Origin of the sequence: Aeromonas sp. 602396 (genome assembly GCF_049173735.1) — a bacterium.
GTDB classification, from domain to species: Bacteria; Pseudomonadota; Gammaproteobacteria; order Enterobacterales; family Aeromonadaceae; genus Aeromonas; species Aeromonas veronii_A.
The window spans coordinates 158,374-173,323 of record NZ_JAAKSD010000005.1 but is presented as its reverse complement, the minus strand read 5'-3'; the positions used below and the strand labels follow the sequence as shown (position 1 = coordinate 173,323).

General features: G+C 58.7%; 18 protein-coding genes. 10 read left to right on the top strand and 8 right to left on the bottom strand.

Annotated elements, in window-relative coordinates; all coding sequences use genetic code 11:
• The first annotated feature begins 176 nt into the window (after positions 1-176).
• From G5229_RS08945 to G5229_RS08930, 4 genes are all read left to right on the top strand, one after another.
• Positions 177-740, top strand: coding sequence for an NnrU family protein (locus tag G5229_RS08945; protein ID WP_421208972.1), 564 nt, complete (start codon positions 177-179; stop codon positions 738-740).
• Between the two features lie 58 nt (positions 741-798).
• Positions 799-1,335 (top strand): glutathione peroxidase, encoded by a 537-nt coding sequence (locus tag G5229_RS08940; protein WP_005340333.1) that lies wholly within the window; start codon positions 799-801, stop codon positions 1,333-1,335.
• Between the two features lie 82 nt (positions 1,336-1,417).
• Positions 1,418-2,353, top strand: a complete 936-nt coding sequence (locus G5229_RS08935; protein ID WP_162511760.1) for a LysR family transcriptional regulator — start codon at positions 1,418-1,420, stop codon at positions 2,351-2,353.
• A gap of 182 nt (positions 2,354-2,535) precedes the next feature.
• Positions 2,536-3,732 carry a NupC/NupG family nucleoside CNT transporter gene (locus tag G5229_RS08930; RefSeq protein WP_005348874.1) on the top strand — a complete coding sequence of 399 codons (1,197 nt, stop codon included), beginning with the start codon at positions 2,536-2,538 and terminating at the stop codon, positions 3,730-3,732.
• 101 nt (positions 3,733-3,833) lie between these two features.
• Here G5229_RS08930 and G5229_RS08925 read toward each other — a convergent pair whose 3' ends face one another.
• From G5229_RS08925 to G5229_RS08905, 5 genes are all read right to left on the bottom strand, one after another.
• Positions 3,834-4,253 (bottom strand): DUF4426 domain-containing protein, encoded by a 420-nt coding sequence (locus G5229_RS08925; protein ID WP_005340339.1) that lies wholly within the window; start codon positions 4,251-4,253, stop codon positions 3,834-3,836.
• A 43-nt stretch (positions 4,254-4,296) separates the two neighbouring features.
• Positions 4,297-4,599: a DUF167 family protein YggU gene (gene yggU, locus G5229_RS08920; protein ID WP_323969997.1), complete on the bottom strand. Its 303-nt coding sequence runs from the start codon at positions 4,597-4,599 to the stop codon at positions 4,297-4,299.
• The gene (locus tag G5229_RS08915) at positions 4,599-5,150 is read right to left on the bottom strand and encodes a YggT family protein (RefSeq protein ID WP_005341416.1); all 552 of its coding nucleotides are present in this window, start codon (positions 5,148-5,150) and stop codon (positions 4,599-4,601) included. Before G5229_RS08915 ends, yggU begins: the two co-directional genes overlap by 1 nt.
• An 11-nt stretch (positions 5,151-5,161) precedes the next feature.
• The gene (gene proC / locus G5229_RS08910; protein WP_167558194.1) at positions 5,162-5,986 is read right to left on the bottom strand and encodes a pyrroline-5-carboxylate reductase; all 825 of its coding nucleotides are present in this window, start codon (positions 5,984-5,986) and stop codon (positions 5,162-5,164) included.
• Positions 5,987-6,128: 142 nt separating this feature from the next.
• Positions 6,129-6,830 carry a YggS family pyridoxal phosphate-dependent enzyme gene (locus tag G5229_RS08905; protein ID WP_421208971.1) on the bottom strand — a complete coding sequence of 234 codons (702 nt, stop codon included), beginning with the start codon at positions 6,828-6,830 and terminating at the stop codon, positions 6,129-6,131.
• A 39-nt stretch (positions 6,831-6,869) separates the two neighbouring features.
• On the opposite strand from G5229_RS08905, the gene tapT reads away from it, so the two are divergent.
• The 4 genes from tapT (at position 6,870) to G5229_RS08885 (ending at position 10,483) form a co-directional block, all read left to right on the top strand.
• Entirely contained in the window at positions 6,870-7,904 is a 1,035-nt protein-coding gene (tapT, locus tag G5229_RS08900; protein WP_005340354.1) for a type IVa pilus ATPase TapT, read from the top strand.
• A 28-nt stretch (positions 7,905-7,932) separates the two neighbouring features.
• On the top strand, positions 7,933-9,042 hold the full coding sequence (gene tapU / locus G5229_RS08895) for a type IVa pilus ATPase TapU (RefSeq protein ID WP_266134784.1): 1,110 nt from the start codon (positions 7,933-7,935) through the stop codon (positions 9,040-9,042).
• 47 nt (positions 9,043-9,089) lie between these two features.
• A complete protein-coding gene (yaaA, locus tag G5229_RS08890; RefSeq protein ID WP_266134742.1) occupies positions 9,090-9,863 on the top strand; it encodes a peroxide stress protein YaaA in 774 nt (257 codons plus the stop codon).
• Between the two features lie 194 nt (positions 9,864-10,057).
• Positions 10,058-10,483 (top strand): hypothetical protein, encoded by a 426-nt coding sequence (locus tag G5229_RS08885; protein ID WP_005340360.1) that lies wholly within the window; start codon positions 10,058-10,060, stop codon positions 10,481-10,483.
• Positions 10,484-10,640: 157 nt separating this feature from the next.
• Here the strand turns inward: G5229_RS08885 and G5229_RS08880 are convergent.
• From G5229_RS08880 to arfB, 3 genes are all read right to left on the bottom strand, one after another.
• Positions 10,641-11,860 (bottom strand): IS3 family transposase gene (locus tag G5229_RS08880; protein WP_421208970.1). Its coding sequence is split into 2 segments (ribosomal slippage): positions 10,641-11,512 and positions 11,512-11,860, totalling 1,221 coding nucleotides; the frame shifts between segments, so codons are not numbered across the junction.
• Between the two features lie 306 nt (positions 11,861-12,166).
• Entirely contained in the window at positions 12,167-12,658 is a 492-nt protein-coding gene (locus tag G5229_RS08875) for a methylated-DNA--[protein]-cysteine S-methyltransferase (protein ID WP_421208969.1), read from the bottom strand.
• A gap of 30 nt (positions 12,659-12,688) precedes the next feature.
• Positions 12,689-13,105 (bottom strand): alternative ribosome rescue aminoacyl-tRNA hydrolase ArfB, encoded by a 417-nt coding sequence (arfB, locus tag G5229_RS08870; protein WP_021230947.1) that lies wholly within the window; start codon positions 13,103-13,105, stop codon positions 12,689-12,691.
• A gap of 201 nt (positions 13,106-13,306) precedes the next feature.
• Between arfB and glnK the strand changes: the two genes are divergently transcribed.
• Together glnK and G5229_RS08860 are read left to right on the top strand one after the other, a co-directional pair.
• On the top strand, positions 13,307-13,645 hold the full coding sequence (glnK, locus tag G5229_RS08865; RefSeq protein WP_005341406.1) for a P-II family nitrogen regulator: 339 nt from the start codon (positions 13,307-13,309) through the stop codon (positions 13,643-13,645).
• Positions 13,646-13,903: 258 nt separating this feature from the next.
• Positions 13,904-14,911 carry a Fe(3+) ABC transporter substrate-binding protein gene (locus G5229_RS08860; RefSeq protein WP_005340374.1) on the top strand — a complete coding sequence of 336 codons (1,008 nt, stop codon included), beginning with the start codon at positions 13,904-13,906 and terminating at the stop codon, positions 14,909-14,911.
• Positions 14,912-14,950 lie beyond the last annotated feature (39 nt).

Sequence of the window (14,950 nt, the reverse complement as noted above, 5' to 3'; positions counted from 1 at the left end):
CTATCTCGCGAGATGTCTGACTGCCCTGGCACTTATTTGCCGATCCATCGTGATCGGCTCTTTTCTTTCTGCTCCTTTGTCTTGCCACACTTTTGACTCCATGGGTAAGCGCGGTTTTGATAGGCGCAAATCTCCCTTTACGGCATAGTGGTCGTACCAAGTACAAGGAGAGACTCATGTTCCTGCTGACCCTGGGGGTTGCGCTGTTTACCCTGATCCATCTCTACCCCTGTTTTGCGGTGGCCCATCGGGCGCGACTGCGCGAGCGGCTGGGTGAGAATCGCTACAAGGGGCTCTTCTCCCTGCTGGTGTTTGTCGCCATCGCCTGCATCATCGCCGGTTGGCGGTCGGCCAGCTCGCTGCCGCTCTACTTCCTGCCGGAGTGGGGGCCGATGACTATGACGGTGATGATGCCCTTTGCGCTGATCCTGTTCTTCTCCGGCCAGGGGCCCAACCATCTGCGCCGCTGGCTGGTGCATCCCCAACTGCTCGGAACCCTGCTCTGGGCGGTGGCCCATCTGTTGGTCAACAGCGAGGCGCGATCTCTGGTGTTGTTTGGCGGCATCGGGCTGTGGGCGCTGGTGAGCATGTTCTGGATTTCGGTGCGGGACTGGCAGCGATATCCCCGCCCGGCGGCTAACTGGACGGGCACCGGAATCAGCGTCGGGGCGGGCCTGGCTGCCACCGCGCTGCTGGTGTTCTGGGGCCACGGCTGGCTGACCGGCATTCCATTGCATTGAGAGTGAACTGCGGCTCTGGTAACCGCGTATGATGGACAAAACAAAAGGAGTCTTGGCGATGAAATGGTTCACTCTGTTGCTGTTATTGGGGGCTGGCGCGGCCTCTGCGGCGTGCCCCGATTATTTCAATGTGGAGATGCGGGAGCTAAACAACTCTCAGCGCCACAACCTCTGTCAGCTGACCGAGGGCAAGGTGGTGCTGGTGGTCAATACCGCCTCCTACTGCGGCTACAGCGGCCAGTTCCGCGATCTGGAGAAGCTCTACCAGAGCTACAAGGATAAGGGACTGATTATTCTGGGTTTTCCCTCCAACGATTTCTGGCAGGAGGCGGGCAACGAGACCAAGACTGCCGAGGTGTGTCGCCGCGACTATGGCGTCACCTTCCCGATGTTCAATCGGGTAGCGGTGCGGGGCTCCGATGCTGTGCCACTGTTCAAGGGGCTGGCGGCGGCCGCTGATGGGGATGAGCCGAACTGGAACTTCCACAAGTATCTGGTGGGGCGCGATGGCAAGCTGATCGCCAGCTACGGCGCTAACCAGAATCCGGCTGACGATCCCCTCAAACTGCAGATCACCCGAGCGCTGGGGCTCTGACTCTACCCCTTGGCGGGCGGCTCTGGAATAATGGGCTCCCGCCACTCAATCCGGTTCTCCTGTGCTGCAACGTCTTCCTCAAATGGTGATCTTCGATGCGCTGGTGCGCGAGCAGGGGATCTCTGCCGCCGCCCGTCGTCTCGGGGTCTCCAAATCCCATATCAGCAAGCAGCTGGCGCTGCTGGAGACCACCCTTGGCGCCCAGCTGGTACAGCGCACCACTCGCCGCTTCGTCCTGACCGAGCTGGGTCAGGAGTATGCCCGTCACTGTCATGCGCTGGTGGCGGTGGCGCAGGAGGCGGACTCCATGATCGCCGAGCGGCGTGGCAAGGTGAGCGGCGTGCTCCATCTTGGGGTGGGCCAATCTTTTGGCCGCTTGCACGTCATTCCTCATCTCAAGGCGTTTCAGGATCGCTATCCCGAGCTGGAGCTGGAAGTCTCGCTGTTCGACCACAGAACCAATCTGGTGGATGAGGGGCTGGATCTCTGGCTCACCACCTATGAGGACAAGCCGGAAGGGCTGGTGGGACAGCGGCTGGCCGACATCGGCTTCGTAGTTGCGGCTTCGCCGGATTACCTGCTGAGCCACGGTACGCCGCTCCATCCCAAGGATCTGGCCCAGCACAACTGCATCACTTACCAGAGTCGGGAGCGGCGCTATCACCAGTGGTCGTTTCGCCAGGGCAAGGAGCGCCAGACGGTGCAGGTAGCGGGCAACTATCGGGTGGATATGGCGGAGGCGGTGCGGGATGCTGCACTGGCCGGGCTCGGCATCGCCTATATCGCCAACTACTTGCTGGACAAGGAGTTACAGAGCGGCAAGCTGATCCCTGTGTTGCCCGGGTGGCGACCGAACCAGCAGATGGCGGTACACGCCGTTTATGCCCGGCGTGAACATCTGGATCCCAAGATCCGTCTCTTCATCGATTTCCTCAAGGCCCGCTTTGGCCCCGAACCCTATTGGGAGCAGCGACTGGTCCCCTGGCTCGGGGGTAAATTGTCCGGCGGTGAGGAATGATTGTTTCCATACAAGAACTCTTGATTTCTTTTGATACTAAAATCGAACCAAATCAGCCAGTTGGCGCAACCGATATCGTGCAAACGTTTTTTCTAACAGAGCTGTAACCAAGCGGACTTGCAGTGACGGGGTGAGAGGCGCAGAATCCGCGCCCATCTTTTGCCCCACCTGATGGAGTCCCTATGATTGCCCTGCTCGGCATCTTGAGTATCCTGGCGCTTGCCGTCATCTGCTCTGATAATCGTCGTCGTATCCCGCTGCGAACAGTTGGCCTTGCCCTCTGCCTGCAAATCATGTTTGCCGGTCTGGTGCTCTGGCTGCCTGCCGGTCAGCATGTGCTGAACGGGGTCAGCGAGAGCGTAAGTAGCGTGATCGGTTATGGTCAGGAGGGGATCGCCTTCCTGTTCGGTGATCTGGCCAAGTTCAAGCTGGGCTTCATCTTTGCCTTCAACGTATTGCCGGTCATAATCTTCTTCTCCGCGGTGATCGCCATCCTCTACCACATCGGCATCATGCCTCGGGTGATCGCCCTGCTGGGTGGTGGCTTGCAGAAGCTGCTGGGCACCGGTCGTGCCGAGAGCCTCTCCGCGACAGCCAACATCTTCGTTGGCATGGTGGAAGCGCCGCTGGTGGTCAAACCCTACCTTTCCAAGATGTCCGACTCCCAGTTCTTCGCCGTGATGAGCTGCGGCCTCGCCTCCGTCGCCGGTGGCACCCTGGTGGGTTATGCCAGCCTCGGGGTTGAACTGAAATACCTGATCGCTGCCGCCTTCATGTCGGCCCCTGCCGGTCTGGCGATGGCCAAAATCCTGGTGCCGCCGGGAGCTGAAGAGGTCGATCACCATCAGGATGTCGAGATCCCCCGCGCCACCAACGTGATCGAAGCGGCTGCCGATGGCGCCATGTCCGGCCTCAATATCGCGGTGGCGGTCGGTGCCACCCTGCTGGCTTTCGTTGGCGTGATCGCCATGCTCAATGGCCTGCTCGGCTGGGCTGGTGGTCTGGTGGGGCTGGATCTGAGCTTCCAGATCATTCTGGGCTGGCTGTTTGCCCCCGTCTCCTGGCTGATCGGTGTGCCCTGGGATCAGGCACAAGCCGCTGGCGCCCTGATCGGTACCAAGATCGTGGTCAACGAGTTCGTCGCCTTTATCGGCCTGGTGCAGGATCAGACCCTGAGCGAGTCGAGCAAGGCCATCGTGACCTTCGCCCTGTGCGGCTTTGCCAACATCTCCTCCATGGCGATCCTGATCGGCGGTCTGGGTTCCATGGTGCCGGAGCGCAAATCCTTCATCGCCCGTTACGGCATGCGCGCCATTCTCTCCGGCGTGCTGGCGAACCTGATGAGCGCCTGTCTGGCCGGTCTGTTCCTCGCCCTTTAATCGCTGCGGTACGGAATAGATGTAACAAGGGCGCTGCGATGGCGCCCTTGTCATATGGATAAAATGAAGCCCCGACCTTGGTCGGGGCTTCTTGTTGGTACTTAGTCGACGTAGAAGGTCTGCTGGAAGCTGAGGTTCTGTTGCTGCCCACCGCCCATGATCTTCAGGGTGAACTGGTAGGTATCTTCGTTGCGGTAGGGGAGGGTCGCCAGATAGTAGATGGCATCGCCCTCTTTTACCTCCTGAAAGTTCAGGGTGCGGATGGTGCCGGTCAGGTTCTTGGCCTCACCGGTGATCCCCACGGCTTGCGCCACTTTCTGCTTGTCCTGTACCGCGATATTGATGATGGCGTTGTAGCGGCTGCGCTCCAGTCCATACGCCTTGGCGACCTCGGGGGTGAGGAAGCTGGAGTTGAAGGCGTTGTAGTGCACCAGCCAGGGCCCCAGCTCCTTCATCTGTTCTGCCTTGAGCGGCAGGGTCATCAGCAGTGCCAGCAGGCCACTCATCCAGGCTGTTTTCATCTGTCATCCCTCTCATATCTACGGTTGGCGCAGGCCGATTCATTCAGCCTTGCGTGTCATTCAGCAGTGCACTCACTTCTTGCGGCAACTGTTTGGGGCTGTCGATGGCGACGGTTTTGTATCGCCCCAGCTCGCCCCGCACTATGGTGATCTGTCCCTTGGCCACCTTGAACTGCTTGGCCAGAAACTTGATCAGATGGCTGTTGGCCTGGCCATCAACCGGCGGCGCCGTGATGGCCACTTTCAGCTCTTCGCCATGCAATCCGATGATCTGATCCCGACTCGCCTTGGGCTGGATCACCAGATGCAGTACCAGTTCATCCCCTTGTTGCAGGACGGCTGGCATCAAATCATCCACCACAGCTGGCCGAACAGGTCACCCAGCAGGTAGTTGATGGCTTGCAGGCCGATAAAGGCGACCAGCACCGAGAGATCCAGCCCGCCCAGTGCCGGCAGTACGCGGCGGATAGGGGCGAGGAAGGGCTCGGTCAGCTGATGCATCACGTATTCGATGGGGTTGCGGCCCTGGCTGACCCAGCTCAGGATGGCGCGGATCAGCAGTACCCAGAAGATCATCGAGCCCGCTTTTTTCAGCACAGTCAGTGCCGCGAAAAGGCTGATGCTGAGCCAGTCCGCCAGCAGTACGTTCATGCTCTTGAGCAGGGCCAGCTTGGCGAAGGCGATGGCCAGCGCCAGCACCACGGAAGCAAGATCGATGCCGCCAAAGCCCGGGATCACACGGCGCAGCGGGATCACCAGCGGATTGGTCAGCTTGACCACCATCTGGCTCATCGGGTTGTAGAAGTCGGCGCGGGCCCACTGCAGCCAGACGCGCAGCAGGATCACCATCAGGTAGAGATCGAAAACGGTGTTAATCAGAAAGTAAGCAGTGTTCATCTGGGCTCCTGTTAGAAGAGGGTTTCCATTTCGGTGGCGCGAGCAACGGCCGCCTGCATGGCTTGCGCAGTCAGCGGCATCAGCCCCTGCTGCTGGAATGTCTTGATGGCTTCGGCTGTGGTGCCGCCCTTGCTGGTGACCTGCTCACGCAGGGTTTGCAGCGCCAGCTCAGGGTTCTGCTCCACCATGGCGGCTGCGCCCAGCGCGGTCTGCTGCACCAGCAGGCGTGCCTGATCGGGCGAGAAACCCATCGCCTCCGCCTCTTCGGCGATCGCCTGCATAAAGAGGAAGAAGTAGGCCGGAGCACTGCCCGCCGCGGCGATGACGCCGTTGATGCCAGACTCCTGCTCTACCCAGAGGGTCTTGCCGACCGCCTGCATCATCTGCTCGGCAAAGTCACGATCCACGGCGGCAATATGTTCGGGTGCATAGAGACCGGTCATGCCCAAACCCAGCAGGGCAGGGGTATTGGGCATGGTGCGGATGATGCGGTCATGGCCACCGGCCATCTCGCCAAGGCGCGCCACCTTGATGCCAGCCGCGATGGAGATGAGCAGCTTGCCCTCTAGGGAGCCCAGCTCGGCAACCAGAGCGGCCAGCATGCCTGCCATCAGCTGCGGCTTGACTGCCAGCACGATCACTTCGGCGTCTCGGGCCGCCTCGGCATTACTCTGGGTGATGCGAATGCCATGTTCGCTCGCCAGCGTCTCCAGCTTGGGCAGACTGGGGTTGGCGGCCGTGATCTGCCCGGCGGGATAACCCGCCTTGACCAGTCCGGCGATGATGCTGCGGCTCATGTTGCCCGCGCCGATAAAGGCCAGCGTTCTATGCTGCATCAGATGCTCCTGTTGCACATGGGGTCGCGGCGGGGTTGGCGCTGCCTGCACCACCTGACGCCAGAATTCGGTGTTCCATCAAACGCTCCTGTTGATGAAGTCGCGGCAAGAGGCGGACGTATGGGTTATCCGCTGGCCTTGCCTATGAGTAGTCACGGGCGCCGAAGATGGCGGTGCCGACCCGCACCATGGTGCTGCCGTGGGCTATCGCCAGTTCAAGATCCTCGGTCATGCCCATCGAGAGGGTATCCACAGTGGGGTATTGTCGCGCAAGCTCGGTGAACAGAGTCTGCATACGGGTCATTTGGGCGGCCAGCACGCGCTCGTCACTGGTGTGCTCGGGAATGGCCATCAGTCCCCGCAGCACCAGTCGCTCACTGTGGGAGACCAGCTCGGCAAGGCGGAAAATCTCTTGTTCCGACGTTCCGGATTTGCTGCTCTCTCCGCTAATATTGATTTGCAGACAAACATTTAGCGGTGCCATGCTGGCGGGACGCTGGTTGTTGAGGCGGTCGATCAGCTTGTCCCGATCCACGCTCAGCACCCAGTCAAACCGTTCGGCGACCAGTTTGGATTTGTTCGATTGCAAAGGGCCGATAAAGTGCCACTCTATGTCGCTATATTCCGGCTGCTGGCGCAAGGTATCGATCTTGGCCGCTGCTTCCTGAGCGTAGGATTCGCCAAAGCAGCGCTGACCTGCGGCATGGGCGGCCATGATGGCCTCGACCGGCTTGGTCTTGCTCACGGCCAGCAGGCGGATCTGCTGCAGGTTGCGGCTAGCCCGTTCGGCGGCCTGGGCAATACGTTCCTTTACCTGAAACAGGTGCTGGGCAATCTGGTTCATATTTCGTTAGTGATCTTGTGATGGGAGAATGACAAGTCTATGGATATCACAGAGTTATTGGCTTTCAGTGTAAAGCATAAAGCCTCGGATCTACACCTCTCGGCCGGGGTTCCCCCGATGATCAGGGTTGATGGTGAGGTTCGCAAGATCAATTTGCCCGCCCTGGAACACCGGGAAGTGCATGCCCTCATTTACGACATCATGAACGACCATCAGCGCAAGGAGCTGGAGGAGAACTTCGAGGTCGATTTCTCGTTCGAGGTGCCCAATCTGGCCCGTTTCCGGGTCAACGCCTTCCAGCAGGCGCGCGGTTCGGGCGCGGTATTTCGTACCATCCCCAGCACTGTGCTGAGCCTCGAAGATCTCGATGCGCCGGAGATCTTCCGCAAGATTGCCGAGTTCCCGCGGGGTCTGGTGTTGGTGACCGGCCCGACCGGTTCCGGTAAGTCGACCACCCTGGCGGCCATGGTCAACTACATCAACGAGAACTTCCATCACCACATCCTCACCATCGAGGACCCCATCGAATTCGTCCACGAGAACAAGCGCTGCCTGGTGAACCAGCGGGAAGTACACCGTGATACCAAGAGCTTCAGCAACGCCCTGCGCTCGGCCCTGCGGGAAGACCCGGACATCATTCTGGTGGGCGAGATGCGCGACCTTGAGACCATTCGTCTGGCCATGACTGCCGCCGAAACCGGCCACTTGGTGTTTGGCACCCTGCACACCTCGTCGGCGGCCAAGACCATCGACCGTATCATCGACGTCTTCCCAGGCGCGGAGAAGGACATGGTACGCTCCATGCTCTCCGAATCCCTGCGGGCGGTCATCTCCCAGACCCTGCTCAAGCGCATTGGTGGCGGTCGGGTGGCAGCGCACGAGATCATGATGGGCATTCCGGCGGTGCGTAACCTCATTCGGGAGGACAAGATTGCCCAGCTTTACTCGGTGATCCAGACCGGGATGACCCACGGCATGCAGACCATGGATCAGAGCCTCAAGCAGCTGGTGAGTCGTGGCGTGGTGGCATCCCTCGATGCCAAGGCCAAGGCCGTTGATCCCAACAGCATTTAAGCGACTTGTACCCAGGGAGGGATAAATGATGAATCTGGATGATCTGCTGAGCGAGCTGGTCGAGCGAAAGGGATCGGATCTGTTTGTGACGGTGGGATCGCCGCCCATTCTCAAGGTAAATGGCCATCTGGTGTCGCTGGGGGGAGACGCGCTCGACAAGAAAGGGGCGCTGACGCTGGTCAGGGATACCCTCAGCAGCGATCACTTCGAGCGCTATGTCCGCACCAAGGAGGCCAACTACGCGATTTACCGCGAGGCGCTGGGTCGCTTTCGGGTCAGCGCCTTCTGGCAGCAGGAGCTGCCCGGTATGGTGATTCGTCGTATCGAGACCCGCATTCCCACCTTTGAAGATCTGCAGCTCCCCAGGATCCTGCAGGAGGTGGCGATGGCCAAGCGCGGGCTGGTGCTGTTTGTCGGTGCCACCGGGGCGGGTAAATCGACCACTCAGGCGGCGATGATCGGCTATCGCAACCAGCATGCCGATGGTCATATCCTGACGGTGGAAGACCCGGTGGAGTTCGTCCATCAGCATGGCCGTAGCCTGGTGACCCAGCGGGAGGTGGGGATCGACACCGAGTCGTTCGATGTAGCACTGAAAAGCTCGCTGCGTCAGGCACCGGACGTGATCCTGATCGGCGAGATCCGAAGTCAGGAGACCATGGAGTTTGCCCTTCAGTTCGCCGAGACTGGCCATCTCTGTCTCGCCACTTTGCATGCCAACAACGCCAACCAGGCGCTGGATCGCATCCTCCATCTGGTGCCGCAGGAGAAACATCGCCAGTTTCTGTTCGATCTCTCCTTCAACCTCAGAGCCATTGTCGCCCAGCAACTGGTGCCGAGTGTCGATGGTTTGCGGCGCAGTGCGGCATTCGAGATCCTGCTCAATACCCCGCTCATCACCGACATCATCCGCAAGGGAGAGATGCACCGTCTCAAGGAGGTGATGACCAAATCTGCCGAACTGGGCATGCAGACCTTCGATCAGGCGCTTTTCAGCCTGTTCTGCGCCGGCCAGATTGGCTACAGTGAGGCCCTCGCCCATGCCGACTCGGCCAACGACCTGCGGCTGCTGATCAAGCTCTCCGGTCGCGAGCAGCTGGGGTCCGGCACACTGGAAAATGTGACGCTGGATGAATGAAACATGGGGCCGATCCGCTGTTCGGCCCCTCGCCAGAAAGGAACGTTATGCTGATTGTGGTTTCCCCGGCCAAGACGCTGGATTACGAGTCACCGCTGGTGACCCCCCGTTTCACCCAACCCGAGCTGCTGGATCACTCCGCCGAACTGATTCGCCGGGCCCGCCAACTGAGCCCTGACCAGATCGCCACTCTGATGAAGATCAGCGACAAGCTGGCCGGTCTCAATGCCGCCCGTTTTGCCGAGTGGCAGCCAGATTTCACCCCCGCCAATGCCCGTCAGGCGCTGCTGGCTTTCAAGGGGGATGTCTACACCGGTTTGGCGGTGGAGGATTTCAGCGAGGCCGATTTTGACTTCGCTCAGGCACACCTGCGGATGCTCTCCGGCCTCTACGGCGTGCTTCGCCCCCTCGACCTGATGATGCCCTATCGACTGGAGATGGGGACCAAACTCGACAATAGTCGCGGCAAGGATCTCTACCAGTTCTGGGGGGAGGTGATCACTCATCACCTCAACGACGCGCTGGCAGCCCAGGGGGATGAGGTGCTGATCAATCTGGCCTCCGACGAGTATTTCAAGTCGGTACGACCCAAGAGCCTGAAAGGGCGGATCGTCACGCCGGTGTTCAAGGATGAGAAGAACGGTCAGTTCAAGATCATCAGCTTCTACGCCAAGAAGGCTCGCGGCATGATGGCCCGCCACATCATCAAGCACCGTCTGACCGAGGTGGAGCAGCTGACCGGCTTCAACGCCGAGGGCTACTACTTCGTGCCGGAAGAGTCGGACGCCAATACCCTGATGTTTAAACGCGCCGAAAATTAATTACAAAAAGAGGGAACCAATCTTTCGACCCGAGGGTCTGAATATGTGAATCCTCTGTTGTAAGCACTTTTTATTCGCCGACGTTTGATACGTCGGCTTTTTTATTGCCGTTTTTATTGTCCATCGATTGCCTTCGCCGGGACTATGTGGTTCAGATAGACTCAAGACAGGGAGCGAGTTGTCGTGAGGTGAATATGGAACAGAAAAATGCCATTCGGCAGGTTGCCGTCCCTTGGGCTCCGTCCCGCCAGCTACCGCCCGGTCTGGTTGTGGCCGAGTTGCATCAGGATCTCTGGAGCGACTCCCTGACCATCATGCTGGGGCGGGCGCGCAGCATCGATCTACCCCCGCAAATCCTCTGCCGGGTCTATTTTCGCCATATTTATGCCCTGCGGGTCATCGAGGATTGCGATCTGGCCGAGGGGAAGGATAGCCACGCCATCGAAGAGCAGATCCAGCTCATCACTCCATCCCGTTTTGCCAGCTGGTTCCATCAGGAGTCGGACGGCCTGCATCTGGATGAAGATCTGCAGCACTATCGCATCTCGACCTGGGATTATTGCGCCGATGTGCTGACCTCCTCGGCGCCGGAGCTGCAGTTCCTGCCCCAGAGCGAGTAGCCAGCTGTTACGTCAGAGGCGAAGGGTGATCCTTCGCCTCTTGGTTTTTGGACGGGGCTGATTTTGTGGCATTCAGGCCATTCAGCCTGGGTGGTGGCCTGTTGTGTTTGTCTAGTCCTGAAATAGGTTTACACATTTTCAACTAGCATTTTTCTACTCAGAACCCTCTATGTACCGCATCGGGGGTTCTGTATTTCAACGCATGATGCGGCCGCTCCGCGTTGTAAATATCCACTGCTTCACGCACCATTTCCCGCGCTTGCGTCAAATCCTGCGGGCTTTGCAACAATAACTCTCCTTTCAAAATCCCGTTCACCCGCTCCGCCAACGCATTCTGGTAGCAGTCATACCCATCCGTCATCGAGCATTTCACCCCGTACCGTTCATGTAATGACTGATACAGTCCCGAGCAATACTGCACGCCGCGGTCTGAGTGATGGATGAGTTCACCGTCGCCACGCCGTTGCTTCAGTGCTTTCCTGAACGCCATCGCCACCGATTCGGCATGCATTCCTTCGTGTACGTGATTGCCCACTATCTTGCGTGAGTAGGCATCCGTCACCAGGCTCAGGTACAGCGGTCCGCTCCTGGCTGGCAGATAGGTGATATCAGCGACCCAGACCTGCTCCGGGGCCACCGGTGTGACCTGCTCTGGCCCCGCCTTGAGCAAGTTGGGATGACGGTAGAAACGGTGAAAACTGTGGGTGGTCTTGTGATACGCCCGCTTAGGCTGCACTAGCAGGCTGTGCTCGGCCAATATCCGAAACAGCCTGTCCCGCCCGACCTTGAGCCCGCCATCATCCTGACCCTGGAGCAGATAATGCAGCTTGCGAGTACCCACCCGAGGTTGTCGCAGTCGAACCTGACGCACAAAGCGCACCACCTGCAGCCCTTGAGCATGGCGCTCGTCGGCGACCCGATTGCGCTTGTAGTAAGCCTGCCGGCTTATCCCCAGAAACAGGCAAGCCCTGACGATGGTCAGCTTCTCGACTTGCCGCTGCGAGAGGACTTGCCGGGTCGCTTTTTTACGATGGAGACGCCGTAGTCATTCTTCAGTACATCGACGACGGCCTCAAAGAACTGGGCCTTCTGGCTCATCAGCGCCAGCTGTTGCTCAAGTTCCTTGATGCGCTGTTCTGGCGTCTGGTTGTCGGGGTCAGGCATGGTGATGCTCCTGCCGGCGCGCACAGAAGCCCCCTGGCTCCAATCTTGCCGACCATGTTTACGCAACCATACCAGAACGGTGGAGCGGCCCTGAATGCCATATCGGGCTTGTGCTTGCTGGCAACTGAGCTCGCCTTTTTCAATCTGCTCGACCAGTGCCAGTTTAAAAGTCAGCGAGTAATCGCGCTGTGTCCGTTTCACACCTTGTCCCATCTGGTTCTCCATTTATTGGGGGGAAAGGTGTAAACCATATTCAGGACGGGACAGTTGCCACAAAAAAAGCGCCTCAGAGGAGGCGCGGGGAAAAAGACAGATTGGAAGCGTCACATGGGTGCTACTTGAATCAGCGAATGAGCCGTGCCATTCAAGTATGGAGCTATCATGCCAAGCTCAATCTGAAGTAGTTCTGAGGCGATTCTTCATTTTCTGTTCATCTTGTCAGCAAAGCGTGGCACTGGCTGAAAGCCTTTTCATTCTGGTTGCGATATTGCCCCGTCCCTCTCCGGGGCGGTCATCGTCTCATGGGGCCAGCTCGAATGCTGTGCCTACCTGTTCCAGTGCCAGCAACCAGCGCTTGATGGGAATGCCGCCAGCATAGCCGGTCAGCTCGCCGCTGCGTCCGATCACTCGATGGCAGGGTACTATGATGCTCAGCGGATTGCGGCCATTGGCAGCGCCCACCGCCCGCACTGCCTTGGGATTGCCTATCGCCTGGGCAATCTCGAGATAGCTCACGGTCTCGCCATAGGGGATATCGCACAAAGCATTCCACACCGTTTGCTGGAACGGGGTGCCCATCGCTGCCATGGGCAGATCGAACTGCTGCAATTTTCCGGCGAAATAGGCGTTGAACTGGGCAAGATAGGGGGCCAGTGCCTTGTCATCCCGTTGCCAGTCAGCCTGTGGCATGACGGGGCGCTCCCCGTGCATGAACTCCACGTGGCGCAGGCCATCCTGATCGATGGCGACCAGCAGGGGGCCGCGGGCGCTGTCGCAAAAACTGTATCTCATCGGCTGACATCCTTTGGGGGCTGGGGGGGCTCAGTCCAGAACCGGTTTGCCGCGGGCGGACTTGATATCCCCCTTGCGTTTCTTGGCATCGACCCGTTTGCGCTGGGAGCTGCGGGTCGGCTTGGTGGCATGGCGAGCCTTGGGGCGCCAGGCTGCTTTCTTCAGCAACTCCACCAGACGACTCATCGCCTCCTTGCGGTTCATGTCCTGGCTGCGATGGCTCTCGACCCGGATCAGGATAAAGCCATCGTGTACCCGGCTATCGCTCAGCTTGTCGAGACCCTCCTTGTAGAGGGGCGTCAGGCTGGGAGAGTTGCGGTAATCGAAGCGCAACCAGACGGCGGAGTCGGTCTTGTTGACGTGCTGTCCACCGTTGCCCTGTGCCCGCATGGTCTGAAATTGCAGCTCATGCCAGGGAATCGTGACGCTGTTGGAGATAACTAACATGCTGTTTTGCTCTTGTTTGGTGCATACCCGCTGACCGCTGCAGCATGGTGCCTCATTATGGGGCGTGCTGGCCGGTTATGGGGATGTGCCTGGCGAATGGCGCCGGTATTAAACTCTATCTATATGAAATAAAACAATAAAAATACTTGGCATAAGAATTGAAACCCGATTCATGACACACCATGGATTGGGAGCAACCAGATGAAGCTGATTAGTGCGATTATCAAACCGTTCAAGTTGGACGATGTCCGCGAGGCTATTGCCAACCTGGGGGTGGAAGGGCTGACCGTGTCCGAGGTCAAGGGATTTGGCCGCCAGAAGGGACACACCGAATTATACCGGGGAGCCGAGTATCAGGTCGACTTCCTGCCCAAGGTGAAGCTGGAGATTGCTACCGCCGATGATAACGTGGAAGGGGTGATCGAGGCGATCTGCAAGGCTGCCTATACCGGCAAGATCGGCGACGGCAAGATTTTTGTCTACGACTTGCTGCAAGCGGTGCGCATCCGCACCGGCGAGAGTGACGACGAGGCGCTGTGATGAACCGCATCCGTGACGTACAGATCTGTTGACCTCCCGACCTCGGGGAATCCCGATGGCGTGAGCGCTTATTGAAGCCTGATCAACATAACGTTTTGCTCAGAAGAGGCCGAATGGGATTCCATCCGGCCCTTTTCATTTATGGGCGATTAAATATGTGATGTGGCGACGGCGAGCTTTCTTGATCCGCTTATAAGATGTATGCAGAATGCAAACGGCAATCGTTATCACTCTGTATGGCTAATCAAGGAATGGATGATGAAAATGAAGATGTTGGCACTGGCTTTCTCTGCGTTGGCAGCTCAGTCGGCATTGGCGGCCGGGGAAGTGAATGTCTACTCCAACCGGCAGGATGAGCTGATCAAGCCCATCATCCAGCAGTTCGAGAAGGAATCTGGCATCAAGGTGAACGTGGTGTTCGCCAAAGAGGGGTTGAACGAGCGTCTGGAGCGGGAAGGCAAGCTCTCTCCGGCCGACCTGATGCTGACCGTCGATATCAGCCGTCTGACCGATCTGGTGGACAAGGGGTTGGTGCAGCCGGTGGACAGCAAGATCCTGCAGGAGAACATCCCCGCCATCTATCGTGATCCGGAGAATCGCTGGTTCGCCCTGACCACCCGGGTTCGCGCCATCTACTCCAGCAAGGATCGCCTCGGCAAGCTCGATACCATCAGCTACGAAGATCTGGCCAAACCGGAATTCAAAGGGAAAATCTGCACCCGCAGCGGCAAGCATGAGTACAATGTGGCGCTGGTCTCCTCCATGATTGCCCATCACGGCATGGCTGAGACCAAAACCTGGCTGGAAGGGGTCAAGGCCAACTTGGCGCGCAAGCCGCAGGGCAACGACCGGGATCAGGTCAAGGCGATCAAGGATGGTATCTGTGACGTGTCACTCGGCAACAGCTACTATCTGGGCGCCATGTTGAAAGATCCTGCGCAGAAGTCCTGGGCGGATGCGGTCTATATCAACTTCCCGAACCAGGCTGACCGCGGTGCACACGTCAACGTGAGTGGCGTGGCCATGACCAAGTATGCCAAGAACAAGGCCGAGGCCCAGAAGCTGATGGAGTTTCTGGCTGGCGACACCGCCCAGCACATGTATGCGGACGTGAACGCCGAATATCCGGTCAAGGCCGGAGTCGAGCCTTCCGCCATGGTCAAGTCCTGGGGCAGTTTCAAGTCTGACGCACTACCGGTCAGCGATTACGCCAAGCACCGCAAGGACGCCTTGCAGTTGCTGGATGAAGTGAAGTTCGACTTGTAATCAGATGGGGCCAACGGCCCCATCAACATCTGTGGTCTC

Bases quoted from the DNA above. Each gene is read 5' to 3' on its own strand.
- G5229_RS08945 (WP_421208972.1), top strand. From the start codon at position 177: ATGTTCCTGCTGACCCTGGGGGTTGCGCTGTTTACCCTGATCCATCTC.
- arfB (WP_021230947.1), bottom strand. From the start codon at position 13,105: ATGTTAGTTATCTCCAACAGCGTCACGATTCCCTGGCATGAGCTGCAA.
- G5229_RS08875 (WP_421208969.1), bottom strand. From the start codon at position 12,658: ATGAGATACAGTTTTTGCGACAGCGCCCGCGGCCCCCTGCTGGTCGCC.
- proC (WP_167558194.1), bottom strand. From the start codon at position 5,986: ATGCAGCATAGAACGCTGGCCTTTATCGGCGCGGGCAACATGAGCCGC.
- G5229_RS08915 (WP_005341416.1), bottom strand. From the start codon at position 5,150: ATGAACACTGCTTACTTTCTGATTAACACCGTTTTCGATCTCTACCTG.
- yaaA (WP_266134742.1), top strand. From the start codon at position 9,090: ATGCTGATTGTGGTTTCCCCGGCCAAGACGCTGGATTACGAGTCACCG.
- G5229_RS08925 (WP_005340339.1), bottom strand. From the start codon at position 4,253: ATGAAAACAGCCTGGATGAGTGGCCTGCTGGCACTGCTGATGACCCTG.
- G5229_RS08935 (WP_162511760.1), top strand. From the start codon at position 1,418: ATGGTGATCTTCGATGCGCTGGTGCGCGAGCAGGGGATCTCTGCCGCC.
- G5229_RS08885 (WP_005340360.1), top strand. From the start codon at position 10,058: ATGGAACAGAAAAATGCCATTCGGCAGGTTGCCGTCCCTTGGGCTCCG.
- glnK (WP_005341406.1), top strand. From the start codon at position 13,307: ATGAAGCTGATTAGTGCGATTATCAAACCGTTCAAGTTGGACGATGTC.
- tapU (WP_266134784.1), top strand. From the start codon at position 7,933: ATGAATCTGGATGATCTGCTGAGCGAGCTGGTCGAGCGAAAGGGATCG.
- yggU (WP_323969997.1), bottom strand. From the start codon at position 4,599: ATGCCAGCCGTCCTGCAACAAGGGGATGAACTGGTACTGCATCTGGTG.
- G5229_RS08860 (WP_005340374.1), top strand. From the start codon at position 13,904: ATGAAAATGAAGATGTTGGCACTGGCTTTCTCTGCGTTGGCAGCTCAG.
- G5229_RS08940 (WP_005340333.1), top strand. From the start codon at position 799: ATGAAATGGTTCACTCTGTTGCTGTTATTGGGGGCTGGCGCGGCCTCT.
- G5229_RS08930 (WP_005348874.1), top strand. From the start codon at position 2,536: ATGATTGCCCTGCTCGGCATCTTGAGTATCCTGGCGCTTGCCGTCATC.
- tapT (WP_005340354.1), top strand. From the start codon at position 6,870: ATGGATATCACAGAGTTATTGGCTTTCAGTGTAAAGCATAAAGCCTCG.
- G5229_RS08905 (WP_421208971.1), bottom strand. From the start codon at position 6,830: ATGAACCAGATTGCCCAGCACCTGTTTCAGGTAAAGGAACGTATTGCC.